Origin of the sequence: Vibrio rhizosphaerae (assembly GCF_024347095.1) — a bacterium.
Lineage (GTDB): Bacteria > Pseudomonadota > Gammaproteobacteria > Enterobacterales > Vibrionaceae > Vibrio > Vibrio rhizosphaerae.
Genome location: NZ_AP024903.1, coordinates 1,740,498 through 1,754,025 on the forward strand (window position 1 = coordinate 1,740,498; position 13,528 = coordinate 1,754,025).

Sequence of the window (13,528 nt, forward strand, 5' to 3'; positions counted from 1 at the left end):
ACAATGGCGATATCAACGATTTTAAACCGTTTGTTATCTCATATTCGTCATGCGCCGGATCGGTCAGCGCTGCGTTGTGGAACGCAGCACTGGACTTATGCGCAACTGGGCCAACGGGTGCTGCACATTGCTGCAGCACTCCGGCAGATGGAATTATCACATCAGGGGATTTTACTCAATCTTCCCAAATGCCCGGATACCGTTGCAGCCATCTACGCCGTGTGGTTGACGGATAATCATTACATTCCGGTTGATTTCAGCCAGCCGGAATCAAGAATTCAGCGCATTATCGATATCGCCCGGCCGGCACTGGTCATTGATCAGGATTGGCTAGACACGCTTGATGATCAAACGGTGTCCGGAACAACAGTCGCGGATTTTCAGGTCTTCAGTCACTCGCTCGCGGCGGTGTTATATACTTCGGGTTCCACCGGCCAACCCAAAGGTGTCCGGCTCACGCATACGATGCTCAGCTTTTTTATTGAATGGGCAATTGAGGATATTGGGCTGCAAGCGGAAGATACCCTGTCGAATCATGCCAGCTTTGCTTTTGACCTGAGTACCTTTGACCTGTTTGCTGCCGCGTCCGTCGGCGCTTGTGTCTGGATTATTCAGGAATCCGAGCAAAAAAATTGTCCGGCATTGATTGAAGGCATCATGCAACACCAAGTCACCGTGTGGTACAGCGTCCCTTCGATTCTGGCGATGATGGAGAAAAGTGGCTTACTGAATCAGAATGTGACAGCGTCACTGAGACGCGTTATTTTTGCTGGTGAGGCCTACCCGATTGCAGCATTTCGTCAACTGCTTGAGCATCTCCCCCGCTACTGCCAAGCCAGCAACTGGTATGGCCCGACAGAAACCAATGTGTGTACTGCCTATACCATTGACCGTGACCGTTTGTCTGAGCAGGATCATATCCCGATTGGTTATCCGCTCCCGGGTCTTCTGGGTGAAATTGAAGATGATACCGGCCAACGCTACCCGCTCCCGGATTGTATCGGTGTCAGTGGTGAGTTACTGATTTCAGGACCTTGTGTGACGCCGGGCTATCTGAATGCGCCTCAGTCACGCCAAACCAGTCTGCATGCCAAGCATTGCCATGCGACCGGTGACCGCGTTGAACTGACGCAAGATGGCCTCATCTATCGTGGCCGGATCGACGATATGGTCAAGATCAATGGTTATCGGGTAGAACTGGGCGAAATAGAGTCCGCTTTATACCAACATCCGGCGATTCAACAGGTGGCGCTGTTTGTTGAACTCGGTGAACTCAGCCAGCAGTTGGTGATGGTCACTGTGCTTAAAACCCCTGAAACCAAATTAAGTCTGCTTGCGATTAAACAGTTTCTGCGGGAAAAACTCCCCGCTTATATGTTGCCGCAGAAGCTGGTCATCACCGATCAGTTACCGATGAATGCCAATGGTAAAGTCGACCGCAGACGTTTAGCGGAGGTCATGCCAAGATGAGTGTCGATCCATCAAATCACCTCGCCATTGTCAGTATTGGATGTGTCTTTCCCGGTCAGCGTGATTTTCGTCAGCTGGCGGAGCCACAAGCGTGGCAACAACTGATCCAGCAGCATTATGCCTCCCCGTGGCAAAATTCAGATCCAGAACTGAAGACCAAGGTCGCGCTGTCTATCGGCCAAGTCAGTGATCCGGACTTTGATTACAGAAAGTTCGCCATACCACCGCTGTTTCGTAAAGCAGTCAGTAAAGAAACCCGCTTAGCGCTGTTAGCTGCTGATGAGGTTTTGCAACAGATAACCATCCCGGAAAGCCTGCGGGATCACTGTGATCAATTCTGTGCCGTCCATCTGGGGAGTGATGCCGCCTATCGCAATGCCGCAAAAGTTCAGGTATTACGCCTACTGGGAGATCAACTGACCGAACAGGGCTATTCTCCTCAAGAAACAGCACAACAGATTGATGCATATAAGCAACAACTCGTACAATGTTTAGGTGCCTCTTCCCATGATCGCGTCGGAGAAATGGCCTCCAGCATCCCTGCCCGGATTGCCCACTTTGCTCAGACCCGCGGTAAATGCCAGACCCTTGATGGTGCGGATTTGGGCGGGATACGGCTGCTGCAACTGGCGCAGGATAGCTTTCGTTGCCAAGACAGCCGGATCGCCCTCTTGACATCGGTCCAATGTTTTCACCATCCGGAACAAGCCAATCTATTACTGGAACAAGGCGTTTCTGCCAGTCAAACCTGGCTGGAAGGTGCGATTAGTCTGTTGGTTTGCCCGGTACATGTTGCTCAGGAAAATCAATGGCCGGTTCTGGCAGAATTGGGGGATATTCATACCCTCTCATCGACTGATGACACAGCCGGGCATTGTGACTATTTTGCCGGGGCAAATCAGGTGTTTTGCCAGTTACTCGACATGTTGCGTCAGCAGAAGCAGCACTGTTTCGGGCATTCATTTACAGGGCGCGGATGGCAAATCAGCCCGACATCGGTCAATCCAGCGATCCCGCATCCACAATCACCAATCCAGATTCTGGATTACTGTCCGCTGACCGCGCTTGGTCATGATAAGTTGCCCTTCTGGCAAACCTTGACACAAGGGGAAGATACCCTTCAGCCATTATCTGCCGAACAGCTGCATCAAGTGGCATTATTTCGCCCGAATCCCCAGAAACTCAGTACCTATATTCGTCAGGCGATGGGCTTTCCCAGTCATCACATTCAGGATGTGACTCCCGAGAAACCGATGATGCCGGCAAAACAACACCGGCTGGATGTCACCCAACAATACCTGCTCAATGGCAGTACATGTTTATCGCTGCCCTCAGATGCTGCCAGTCGTCGGACGGCGATTATTGTCGCAACGAATCTGTCGCTGACCCCCGACCGGATACGTACGGTACGCCACTTATGGGATCAATTACCTCAGACAATCAGGCTCCCCCGTCCTCAGCCTCTGCCACAAAACCGGTGGAACTGGTATGGCGCCAGCGGTATCGGCTCTGCGATGTTACTCGCCCAACAGTTAGGACTGGACGCGGATTGTTATGCGGTTGAGGCGGCATGTGCCAGCGCTATGGCGGCGCTTCATGATGCGGTGAGATCGTTGCAATCGGGACGTTATGATCAGGTCATCGTCGCAGGAATTGAAATGGCAACCACAGAACGCGATTTAGTGTTGTGCAGTGCTCAGATGATGCTCTCAACCTCTCGGATTCGTCCGTTTGCCGATAACAATGACGGATTTACGCCCGGAGATGGCGGGGGGATCTTTATCCTTTGCCGTCAACCCGACGACTCAGAATCAATTGCGACCATTCGTGCGATTTCCGGTTCATGTGACAGCCGGTCGATGACCGCACCGGATCCGGAAGGACAAGCGCTCGCAATCGAAAAAACACTGGCACTCACTGACGTCACCCCCACACAGATTCAATACATTGAGGCTCATGGTACTGGCACCGCTCTGGGGGATGTCTCGGAAATCAGCGCGATTCGGCAACATTATCAACGCACAGCGGACACAATAGAAATGGAACCGCCATCCGCACCGTTGTATATCGGTTCAGTCAAATACAATTTCGGTCACTGCTTTGCCGGTGCCGCAGCTTTGAGTGTGTGCAAGGTACTCAGTGCATTTGAACATGAACAAATACCTCCGACGCCGATTCACGGGCAGCTGAATCCTCAGCTGATGCTGGCCGATCTGCCGGCTGAGATTCCTCAGCAGACGATCCCCTGGTCTTATCCTGATTCGGGAGGACGTATCGCTGCTATCAACTCGTTTGGTACGGGCGGCATTAATTACCATCTGATTCTCGAACAGCGTGGCGCAACCGCGGAACACAATCAATAACGGATATTTTACCCCACCGAACCCTAGATGAAAAAAGGACAAAAAAATGAAAACCATTGTGCATAAGATTCGCCTGAAAGACATCACCCTATACCATGAGTTCCGTGACTGGGTAGTCCACACCGACTACCAAGCCTGTCATCAGCTTGATTCTGTGCTGGCATTTGATGTGATTGATGTCAGTCAGTCTGCCGATGCTCAATTCCACTTCATCGAGATCATTCGTCTCAGTTCTCTGGAAGCATTCGACCGTGATATGCAAACACCGGTCTTCCAAAATCTGGTTGCACGCTTTGAACAGATGGCTGAAGTCATTGAAGAAATTTCCGGAGAAAGAATTGGTAATGGCTATCAACAGTGAAAACCATGTTCATAGCTTCCCTCTCTCTGCAGCGGGCACATCGGTGCCCCGTTTGATGATTGCGCCAGCGCGGTTTGAGCCACATGCAACGATGGCTGACATGCGCTCGCAAGTCAGACAGCAAGCGCGCAAGCACACCAGACAGTGGCTGAATCAGGTATGGCATACTGCCGGTTTACCGTTCAGTTGCCAAAGAGAAGACAAGGTTGCACAGAAAACCAAGTGCTTTGAATTCAATATCATATATACTCAGCAAGGTCAGCCGTTCGGTTTTCATCCCGATATCGGTCCGTGTGGTGTGTCAGTCAGCCACAGTGGTATTTGGTATGCCATTGCCACCGCACCACAACGGACATTGGGGATTGATCTCCAATGCTACCGGCATTTTGGCGCGTCAGCCCGGCAATGGGCTTTCACAGCGGAAGAATGTACCCAATCCATGACGTTCCTGTGTGCCGCTTGGGCGGTACGGGAAGCCTTTTTGAAAAGTCATGGGACCGGGTTGCCTCATGTATTGCGAACCATTGACATCGACTGGCAACAACAACGAGTATCCGATCCGACGGCAAACTTGAGTGAACGTCTGTTCTGGCTGATTCATGGCTTATATTGGGTCTGTGCGATCTGTTATGGCCCGGAAAGCGATGCCCCAGAATATGAGCGTCCGGAATTGGATATAACGACGTTGTCTACCTCGGTCCCATTCACTGTTTCATCCGGCAGGAGCATATAATTATGTTTACGACATCGTTTGAACACAATCTGGCCGGTGCGATTGATATTGCTCGCTCGGCCCCCTCGTCTCATAACTGCCAGCCGTGGGCGGTCCACTATTCCCCTTTATCCCGAAAGGGCTATCTGGCCATTGACCGTCGCCGGGCTTTGAAAGGCCTGCCGTCCTTAGAAAATGAAATGCTGATGAGCTGTGGGATTTTCTTTCAGCATATTGAGACATTAATGCGCTATGCCGGAACACCGCTACAATGGACATGGTTTGATGACTCAGATACGTCATCGCCACTGCCCAACGATCAAGATGGTCTCATCTGTTTCTCTCCGGGGGATTTGCAAGTGGCAAATTCAGAGGCTTATTTTTATCTGGCTGAGCAGATTCAACAACGTCACACCAACCGGATGCCTTATGAAACGACAACACTCTCCGCGCTACAACAGTTCCGGTTGCAGGAAATTTTCAGCGACTCCCCGGTTCAGTTAAATATGTGGCAAGACCAAGTCAGCCGCAAACACGTTGCTGATTTGGTCTATCAATATGCAGCACTGGATTTTGCCGACAAACAAGCTTGGCAGGAAACCTATAGTTTTATTCATTTTGATAAGAATAAACCGGCGGAGGACGGGTTCTACCTTCATCATCTATTTGGCAAGATCCCTGCTTATGCAGAATGGTTATTCCGTATCGGTTTTCATCCGAAACTGAATCCATTCACTCGCTTGCTGCGGTTACCTCAGTTTATGGCCCGTGAGTTTTCGAAGCTGACCGGACAAGGGCCGCAATATTTGGCTCTGAGTCTGCCCGAGCCCAATCAGCATAATCTGTTTCTGGCAGGAAGAATGCTGGCCCGATTATGGTTGTTACTTCAGCAATGGGGCTGGGGCATTCATCCGCTCAGTGTACTCGTTCAACACGATTTACCCAAAGCAACACTGGCAAAGACGCTGGGAATGACACATCTACCGATATTTTTTGCCCGATTCGGGCAAATTAAAATAGCAGCAGATATTTCACCCCGACGTCATTTAGACAGTATTTTAACTATCGATTAAGCCCTCAGCGACAAGAGGGAAAATATAAATTGTCCTCGCAAGAAGGAGTTATTATGGAAATTTGGATCACGTTAATTGTCATTATGTTGGTTTTATCCGGGCTGGCTTATCGGGCTACGCGGAAAGCACAGGATACTCGCCCTATGTTCATCTGGGGATTTAATACCATGGCTCCGGTTGCCCTTGCCTATTGTTATTGGGGAAGCGGTGATTTTGGTCATAAAGCGTTAATTATTGTATTTGTTGGCATTTATTTATTGCGAATGAATATTGTATTGACGCGTTGGTATGTGAATACTGCCGCAGCGAAACTCGGTGGCGTCATCCCCGAACAGCAACAGCCGATGCTGGCCATCATGATGGTCAACATTTTCGGCTGGCTCTACTGTTTACCGTTTTACTGGGCTGCCGATATTCAAGGGCCGTTCGGCGCGATGCAATGGTTAGCCATTATTGTTTATATTATCGGCACCATCTATCACTTCGGCAGTGACTATCAAAAACGTCGTTTCAAACAGAACCCTAACAATCGTGGCAAGCTGTTAAACACTGGTTTTTGGGGGACCTCCCGTCATCCGAATTATTTTGGCGACTTCCTGATTTTTGTCAGTTTTGGTCTGCTTGCGAATCATTGGATTGGGCTCATCGCACCACTTACCAATATCGGACAATATTATGGGGATGCCATTCCGAAAAGCGAAAAAATGTCTGGTGAACGTTATGGCGAACAATGGGAAAATTATAAACGGAAAGTGAAGTGTTTTATTCCGTTTGTCGTGTAATTCACAGTACAGACAAAGCATTGCCGACAACATCGTTCTGACAAAAATAACCATCCCAATTCGGGCTGGTTATTTTTTTGGTCATATGTGGCCTACTACAACATCCTGATCTCAGTGCAAATGTTGCACCGGAGATGCTTGGTCACCCCGAGCATCTCCAGAATCAATATGTTAGCGGTTCTCGTTGAGGTACTTATTGACCATCGCCTGAATTTGATGCTTTCTGAATGGTTTGACGATAAAGTCGTCCATTCCCGCCAGAAGACATTCCTCCCGATCTTCCGGTGTTGAGTGGGCTGTTAAGGCAATAACCGGCGTAAGAATATTATGATGACGTAACCTTTGGGTTGCCTCGATCCCATCCATCACCGGCATAGAAATATCCATCAGAATCAAATCAAAATCGGGATGTTTTGCGATGATATCCAGACATTCTTGCCCGTGCCCAGCTATAGTGACACTGTAACCCAATTGTTCTAGCAGAATCTGGATAACCATCTGGTTGGTTTTCGTATCCTCAACCACCAAAATATTTTTTTCTGTGGTCGCTTTGTGTGAAGGCGATAAACACGAAGACACGGCAGATGATTGAGAGGCCTGATACGTTTTTTTCAGATGCAACGGTAAGTTGACATGAAAAGTTGTTCCTTTCCCCAGTCGACTTTCAACGTGAATCTGTCCTCCCATGAGATCAACAAGATGCTTCGTAATCGCTAAACCAAGCCCGCTTCCGCCATAGTTTCTGGTTTTGGTACTATCTGCCTGAATAAATGGTGTAAATAAATAATGGAGTTTCTCCGGTTTAATCCCAATGCCCGTATCGGTAACAATAATCGTCAGTTGATCATCCGCGGTATTGAGCTCAACCTTAACTTCGCCTTCGTCGGTGAATTTAATCGCATTCCCCACCAGATTAAAAATAATCTGCATGAGTCGGACCGGGTCAACGAAATATTCATACTGATCTGAAACCTGAGCTGAGATGCGAAATGCCAGATGTTTCTGTTTGGCATTCTCTTGATAATGTTCCAGAGAGCCAAGCAGACGCGCATGTAAGTTGGTCCACTGGCGATGTAATTTAAAGTGGCCTGACTCAATCTGACTGACATCCAGAATATCCCCAATAATCACTTGTAGTAACTCTGCGGAATGTCCCATACGGGTTAACAAATCACTTTGATAGTCATCTGAGTCTTGCTGCAAGATATCAATGATACCGATCACCGCGTTGAGTGGTGTCCTCAGTTCATGGCTCATCATCGCAAGAAACTGAGATTTGGTTTCATTGGCTTGTTCTGCAATCTGCCGGGCTTCTTGTAACTCTTTGGTGCGTTGTTCAACGATATGTTGTAGTGCTTCTTTATGCTCAATTTCACTGATAGCACGTTCGATCAGTGGCCGAAAGCGGAGAAACGTTGATTTAGTATGCGTGTTGAATTGACCACTCTCTGAACCCAATAACAATAACACTGAATCGCTGGCTTGTGCCCGGATACCAATCATCAGTGCCATCCCGATACTTTGCCTGAGCACTTCAGTCAGAAAGCTAAACTCAGTCAGTGAATCCGGCTGAAAAAGTAAAATACACTCGCCTTCAAGCACGCGTTGGAACTTATCCCCATAGCGCCACTGCCTGTCTTTAAACGCACTATTGGTTGTCAGAAATGTCGTAAAGAGTTGTTCTGATTTTTGTTTGGATATGACGATAAAATCGCTGAAATTGATGTATTGTCCCAGCACTTTCTGGAGCTCATCAAATATCTGATATTTGTTTTCTGAGTTACTTAATGCAGACAATGTCGCTAGAATGGTTCGATTTTCTTCAGCCAGACTGATTTCCCGCTCCCGGCATCGTCTCAATTCCAGTAAGGTTTCATTCAGCTCTTCTTCTATATGCTCAAAGTTTTTCATCACGAGAAAGACTCCGGCTGATACAAAATGGCAGATGAAATCATCAAATTACCATGTGCATTTTCACCCCCAACAAACTGCCCTTGTTCGCCGTAGGTAAACGGGCAGATAAAAGGCTTACCGTTTAACTGCTCACACATCTGTTTATGTACACGCTGAATATCACTTCCCAGTCGGGCCATCGCCCCCGCACAAAAAATTGAGATGGCACCGAGGATCTCTGAATGGGTATAATTTTTAGCACTTGCCTCTTTCAAAACTCGAGCCGCCCGATTCACCAACTGCTCCCGGGAGCCCGTCATCAGGGTCACCTCTTGACCGACTTCAACATTGGCAAATAACTCCAGGCCGCCCTGCTCCGTCATTTGTCTCGGATGGGTTAGCTTATAATAAGGTTGCTCATAGATTTGCCCGGCGATACGACCAAGTGGAAAACTCGTCATATGCTGATGGAAATATTCATCAGAAATCATCTGGTTGGCATGGTCACTGATCCAAGCCTTATAAACATCAATTGCCGGTTCATGGTCAATTTCTTCCAGAAGGCGACCGCGAGATTTGGTGATAGTACCGACACATTCAGTCGGAGAATAACCGGCACAGAACCCGGTTGCCACGGTGCTGAGGGGAAAACAGAGTTGCACGGCGATCGCATTGCCGGACCAGCCTTTATCGGTCATCACCGACCAGCGTTGCTGAATAAAGTTATCCGCAGCGCTACCACCAATAATCGGCACGGACATACCAAAAACATCATCGATCGCAGCAATAATTTCTTCTTCATAGCCGGGAATCGCGTGTAACACGATCAAATCAGGCACTTCGCCACACCGCTGTGCGTGCTGGAGAGCTTGGTGAATCGCTTGTTGAACCGCATCATTGATGGTGGCGTAATTCGCAAATTCAGCGAATCCCGTGCCAAAAGTACAGGTATCATGATGAACGGCCATTAATGCAACAGCCGGACCGTGAAAGTAGCCTTTTTCTGTCATGATGCCCTGATAGGACGAACACCCGACAATCGCGACATTCGGCAGTTGACGAGTCAACTCTTGCCATAAAATTTCCGGGGAATACTCTTCGGTATAATAGAAAAATATACCGCGTAACTGAGAGCGCTCTAACGAAGCAACAAGTGAAGATACAGCCGCAACAGGATCCATCATCTGAGAAACTTGAGTTAAAAACTGCACCTTGCCACCGTTCATGATTCTTTCAATTTGTTGGGCATTTTAACAATAATTATATGAGATACAATCAACCCGGTAGTCTTTCTATCTGTTTTTTAGATGAATGATATATTTTTTATGCGTACCGGTAATTAACGTAAATTGGTCACGATTCTCAGGTGTAAAGGTCAGCTTCGTCTGACCATCTTGATTTTTTTCAATTTGTGCTGAGTGTCCGATAATCGACCAACTTTTTTGCGCCGGAAAAAGTGAAATCGAGTCAGCCGCTTCACCACTTGTAATCTGAGTGTTTTGCCCTTCAATAGATACCTGACACGGCGCATCACAAGACAGTTGCTCTGGCGCTGAGTAGCGATACGTCCGCCAAAAAAATGCAGCACTTAAAATCGTTAAAATCACAATAATATGTATCAATCGCTGTTTGGTGAGTTTTTCTGCTGGCATAGTTACTTTATCTTCTCAATTTCAGACAAACAGTCTACCGGGACCGTTGAAAAGCGCTCAGTGTACCACTGATGTTTAAACGGAGGAAATGCGCTTCGAATGATTTGTATGCCACAAGTGGCGTGTTACAATTAAAGTATCAGCTCATCATCTTGAGCCCGGATATGTGACAAGAATACAGGCATCTATCAGGTAAAGTTTATCTGTTAATTTTGCAAGATTTCTATATAATCGCCTGATTCCTGTACTCTTTTTTTGACTATTCTTTATGATCAAGGAATGGTAAAATATTGATGTATATCAAGATAGTGAAAGGTTATTATGATTTCAGATAAGCCAGGTACGAAACGGATTCAATCTGGAGGGTGTGCGATTCACTGCCAGGATTGCAGTATTAGCCAACTTTGCATTCCTTTTACTTTGAATGAGTCTGAGTTAGATCAGCTCGATCAAATTATTGAACGAAAGAAGCCTATCCAAAAAGGACAGGAACTATTCAAAGCCGGAGATGATCTTCGATCTCTGTATGCGATCCGGTCCGGAACCATCAAAAGTTACACGATTACTGAACAAGGTGATGAACAGATTACTGCTTTTCATCTGGCCGGTGATTTAGTGGGTTTCGATGCGATTACCGGAGATAGTCATCCAAGCTTCGCTCAAGCATTAGAAACCTCCATGGTTTGTGAGATTCCTTACGAAATCTTAGATGACCTGTCAGGGAAAATGCCAAAATTAAGACAGCAAATCATGCGCCTGATGAGTAATGAAATTAAAGGCGATCAGGAAATGATTCTGTTGTTATCTAAGAAAAATGCGGAAGAACGTTTAGCCGCTTTTCTCTTCAACCTGTCGACTCGTTTTGCGCAACGTGGCTTTAGTCCGCGAGAATTCCGCCTGACGATGACCCGCGGGGATATCGGCAACTATTTAGGCCTGACCGTGGAAACGATCAGCCGTTTATTAGGCCGATTCCAAAAATCGGAGATCTTGAGTGTAAAAGGTAAATATATCACGATATTAGATCACGATTCTCTCATGGAACTGGCTGGTGTCTCAGCTGACAGCTAACCATGATGATACAGCTCATTCAATGAATGAGCTGTATCAAAATTCTATTGACTCCCCGACAATTTTTCTCATCTTCTGCCCCCTTTTAAGCTAAAGTTGTATTGAAACCCCATGATATGAGGGAGATATAATGAGTATTTACAATAATATTCTTGTGATCGCCGATGTTAACCACGATGAGCAACCAGCCCTTGCGAGAGCAATGCTGCTGGCCAAAAAGAGTAAAGATATTAGTCACATCACGTTGTTCCTCTCTATCTATGATTTTTCTTATGACATGACATCCATGCTTTCAGCTGATGAACGAGAAGCGATGCGCCGTGGCGTCATTCATCAGCGAGAAACCTGGCTGCGAAATGTCGCAAAACCTTACATCGATGACTCCGTCGATTTTTCGGTCAAAGTCGTTTGGTACCATCGCCCCTATGAAGCCATTATCGCTGAGGTCTTCTCCGGGCAATACGATATCTTAATTAAAGCCACCCGTAAGCATGACTTTCTTGAGTCGGTGATCTTTACACCGACTGACTGGCATTTGATGCGTAAATGCCCAGTGCCGGTATTATTGGTCAAAAATGCTGAGTGGAAAAAACAATCCAATGTGATGGCTTCTGTGCATGTCGGCTCTGAAAATGAGGTCCATCATTCCCTGAATGTCAAACTAACCGAACAGTTACTGAGTATCGCCGAGCACCTTGATGCAACCCCTTATTTGGTAAGTTCTTATCCGATCACACCAAGCAATATCACACTTGAATTGCCTGAATTTGATATCACAGCTTATCGGGATGCAGTGCGTTCCCACTGTCTGACGTCAATGAAAGAGTTACGCCAGTCTTTTGGCATTGATGATGAACAAGCCATCGTCGAAGAAGGTTTGCCTGAAGATATAATTCCGAAACAAGCGAAGCAACTGGATGTTGCGATGGTGATTATTGGGACCACCGGCAGAACCGGACTTTCTTCAATTTTTATCGGCAACACCGCTGAACATGTCATTGATAAAATTGACTGTGACGTTCTGGCGATTAAACCGGAAGGCTATATTAGCCCGCTAGACCCCAATCAGAATTTATAGCGAAAGCTAAATAGCCGAAAAAAAACCTTGCGCCAACGGTGCAAGGTTTTTTACTGATTGGTCGGATAGATCTCTTTAGGCCGAATGCTCTGTCTGGCTGAGCCAGTCATCACCCCTACACGTTTGTGACATCAATAAACATTGATTCGTCAATATTTGTTGAAGACACAACGGCTTCACTGAATGCGTACTCTCCTCTGTCACCATCACGCGCCAATGGCAAATCGGTGAAATCAAACAAGGATTTATCAGCCAGTTGGCTTGGGCTGACATTCTGTAGAGATTTAAAAATACTTTCGACCCGTCCGGGGGTTTTCTTATCCCATTCCAACAGCATCGTCTTAATTGCCTGACGCTGTAAATTTTCCTGAGAGCCACACAAGTTACAAGGAATAATCGGAAATACTTTATGTTCGGCGTATTTAATCAGATCTTTTTCCCGACAATAAGTTAATGGGCGAATCACGATATTACGACCATCATCAGAACGGAGTTTCGGCGGCATCGCCTTCATCCGCGACCCGTGAAACATATTCAGAAATAAGGTTTCAACAATATCATCCAGATGGTGACCAAGGGCGATTTTTGTCGCACCAATTTTTTCAGCAAACGAATATAACGTTCCGCGACGTAGCCGGGAGCACAGTCCGCATGTGGTCTTCCCTTCCGGTATTTTTTCTTTAACGACCGAATAGGTATCTTTATCGACAATATAATAAGGAATGTTCAAACTCTCAAAATACTGAGGCAGGATATGCTCAGGAAAGCCGGGTTGTTTTTGATCGAGATTCACAGCAACCACATCAAATTTCACCGGCGCTGCTTTTTGCAGATTTAACAGAATATCTAGCATTGCAAATGAATCTTTTCCGCCACTGATACAGGCCATCACAACATCATTTTCTTCGATCATGTTGTAATCGATGATGGCATTACCAACATTTCTGCGCAGACGCTTCTGGAGTTTGTTGAACTCAAGGGTTTCTTTTCGGGTATCTTTTTGATTCATGACGACTTCTCACACTGTCGATTATTCTAACGACTGTAGATTGCTGCTAGGTTCTTTTAGGGCG

The 13,528-nt window shown here is 46.9% G+C and carries 12 protein-coding genes; 8 read left to right on the plus strand and 4 right to left on the minus strand.

The window, feature by feature from the left end:
- The first annotated feature begins 3 nt into the window (after positions 1-3).
- Genes OCV37_RS07410 through OCV37_RS07435 form a run of 6 tightly spaced genes read left to right on the plus strand, consistent with a single transcriptional unit; the run spans position 4 to position 6,761 of the window.
- Positions 4-1,470, plus strand: a complete 1,467-nt coding sequence (locus OCV37_RS07410) for an AMP-binding protein (protein ID WP_038179347.1) — start codon at positions 4-6, stop codon at positions 1,468-1,470.
- Positions 1,467-3,833, plus strand: coding sequence for a polyketide synthase (locus OCV37_RS07415; protein ID WP_038179345.1), 2,367 nt, complete (start codon positions 1,467-1,469; stop codon positions 3,831-3,833). Before OCV37_RS07410 ends, OCV37_RS07415 begins: the two co-directional genes overlap by 4 nt.
- Positions 3,834-3,879: 46 nt before the next feature.
- The gene (locus tag OCV37_RS07420) at positions 3,880-4,194 is read left to right on the plus strand and encodes a RedY (protein ID WP_038179342.1); all 315 of its coding nucleotides are present in this window, start codon (positions 3,880-3,882) and stop codon (positions 4,192-4,194) included.
- Entirely contained in the window at positions 4,178-4,927 is a 750-nt protein-coding gene (locus OCV37_RS07425) for a 4'-phosphopantetheinyl transferase family protein (protein WP_051680405.1), read from the plus strand. Before OCV37_RS07420 ends, OCV37_RS07425 begins: the two co-directional genes overlap by 17 nt.
- A gap of 2 nt (positions 4,928-4,929) precedes the next feature.
- Complete coding sequence (locus OCV37_RS07430; RefSeq protein ID WP_051680403.1) at positions 4,930-5,979, plus strand: hypothetical protein; 1,050 nt, start codon at positions 4,930-4,932, stop codon at positions 5,977-5,979.
- Between the two features lie 53 nt (positions 5,980-6,032).
- Positions 6,033-6,761, plus strand: coding sequence for a DUF1295 domain-containing protein (locus OCV37_RS07435; RefSeq protein ID WP_038179340.1), 729 nt, complete (start codon positions 6,033-6,035; stop codon positions 6,759-6,761).
- A gap of 171 nt (positions 6,762-6,932) precedes the next feature.
- On the opposite strand, the gene OCV37_RS07440 is transcribed toward OCV37_RS07435, so the two are convergent.
- The 3 genes from OCV37_RS07440 to OCV37_RS07450 form a co-directional block, all read right to left on the minus strand.
- Positions 6,933-8,672: an ATP-binding protein gene (locus OCV37_RS07440; RefSeq protein WP_038179338.1), complete on the minus strand. Its 1,740-nt coding sequence runs from the start codon at positions 8,670-8,672 to the stop codon at positions 6,933-6,935.
- The gene (locus OCV37_RS07445) at positions 8,672-9,835 is read right to left on the minus strand and encodes an FIST signal transduction protein (RefSeq protein ID WP_084717432.1); all 1,164 of its coding nucleotides are present in this window, start codon (positions 9,833-9,835) and stop codon (positions 8,672-8,674) included. The genes OCV37_RS07440 and OCV37_RS07445 overlap by 1 nt, the downstream gene beginning before the upstream one ends.
- A 111-nt stretch (positions 9,836-9,946) precedes the next feature.
- Positions 9,947-10,306, minus strand: coding sequence for a hypothetical protein (locus OCV37_RS07450; protein ID WP_038179336.1), 360 nt, complete (start codon positions 10,304-10,306; stop codon positions 9,947-9,949).
- A gap of 321 nt (positions 10,307-10,627) precedes the next feature.
- Here OCV37_RS07450 and OCV37_RS07455 point away from each other — a divergent pair, with 321 nt between their 5' ends.
- Both OCV37_RS07455 and uspE read left to right on the plus strand, forming a co-directional pair.
- Positions 10,628-11,377, plus strand: coding sequence for an FNR family transcription factor (locus OCV37_RS07455; protein ID WP_038179334.1), 750 nt, complete (start codon positions 10,628-10,630; stop codon positions 11,375-11,377).
- A gap of 130 nt (positions 11,378-11,507) precedes the next feature.
- Positions 11,508-12,455 carry a universal stress protein UspE gene (gene uspE, locus OCV37_RS07460; protein WP_038179333.1) on the plus strand — a complete coding sequence of 316 codons (948 nt, stop codon included), beginning with the start codon at positions 11,508-11,510 and terminating at the stop codon, positions 12,453-12,455.
- 115 nt (positions 12,456-12,570) lie between these two features.
- Here uspE and ttcA read toward each other — a convergent pair whose 3' ends face one another.
- A complete protein-coding gene (gene ttcA / locus OCV37_RS07465) occupies positions 12,571-13,464 on the minus strand; it encodes a tRNA 2-thiocytidine(32) synthetase TtcA (RefSeq protein WP_038179331.1) in 894 nt (297 codons plus the stop codon).
- Between the last annotated feature and the right edge of the window lie 64 nt (positions 13,465-13,528).

What these genes read in the sequence shown, in the direction of transcription:
- OCV37_RS07410 (WP_038179347.1), top strand. Translation starts at nt 4, where the DNA reads ATGGCGATATCAACGATTTTAAACCGTTTGTTATCTCATATTCGTCAT.
- OCV37_RS07415 (WP_038179345.1), top strand. Translation starts at nt 1,467, where the DNA reads ATGAGTGTCGATCCATCAAATCACCTCGCCATTGTCAGTATTGGATGT.
- OCV37_RS07420 (WP_038179342.1), top strand. Translation starts at nt 3,880, where the DNA reads ATGAAAACCATTGTGCATAAGATTCGCCTGAAAGACATCACCCTATAC.
- OCV37_RS07425 (WP_051680405.1), top strand. Translation starts at nt 4,178, where the DNA reads ATGGCTATCAACAGTGAAAACCATGTTCATAGCTTCCCTCTCTCTGCA.
- OCV37_RS07430 (WP_051680403.1), top strand. Translation starts at nt 4,930, where the DNA reads ATGTTTACGACATCGTTTGAACACAATCTGGCCGGTGCGATTGATATT.
- OCV37_RS07435 (WP_038179340.1), top strand. Translation starts at nt 6,033, where the DNA reads ATGGAAATTTGGATCACGTTAATTGTCATTATGTTGGTTTTATCCGGG.
- OCV37_RS07440 (WP_038179338.1), bottom strand. Translation starts at nt 8,672, where the DNA reads ATGAAAAACTTTGAGCATATAGAAGAAGAGCTGAATGAAACCTTACTG.
- OCV37_RS07445 (WP_084717432.1), bottom strand. Translation starts at nt 9,835, where the DNA reads ATGGATCCTGTTGCGGCTGTATCTTCACTTGTTGCTTCGTTAGAGCGC.
- OCV37_RS07450 (WP_038179336.1), bottom strand. Translation starts at nt 10,306, where the DNA reads ATGCCAGCAGAAAAACTCACCAAACAGCGATTGATACATATTATTGTG.
- OCV37_RS07455 (WP_038179334.1), top strand. Translation starts at nt 10,628, where the DNA reads ATGATTTCAGATAAGCCAGGTACGAAACGGATTCAATCTGGAGGGTGT.
- uspE (WP_038179333.1), top strand. Translation starts at nt 11,508, where the DNA reads ATGAGTATTTACAATAATATTCTTGTGATCGCCGATGTTAACCACGAT.
- ttcA (WP_038179331.1), bottom strand. Translation starts at nt 13,464, where the DNA reads ATGAATCAAAAAGATACCCGAAAAGAAACCCTTGAGTTCAACAAACTC.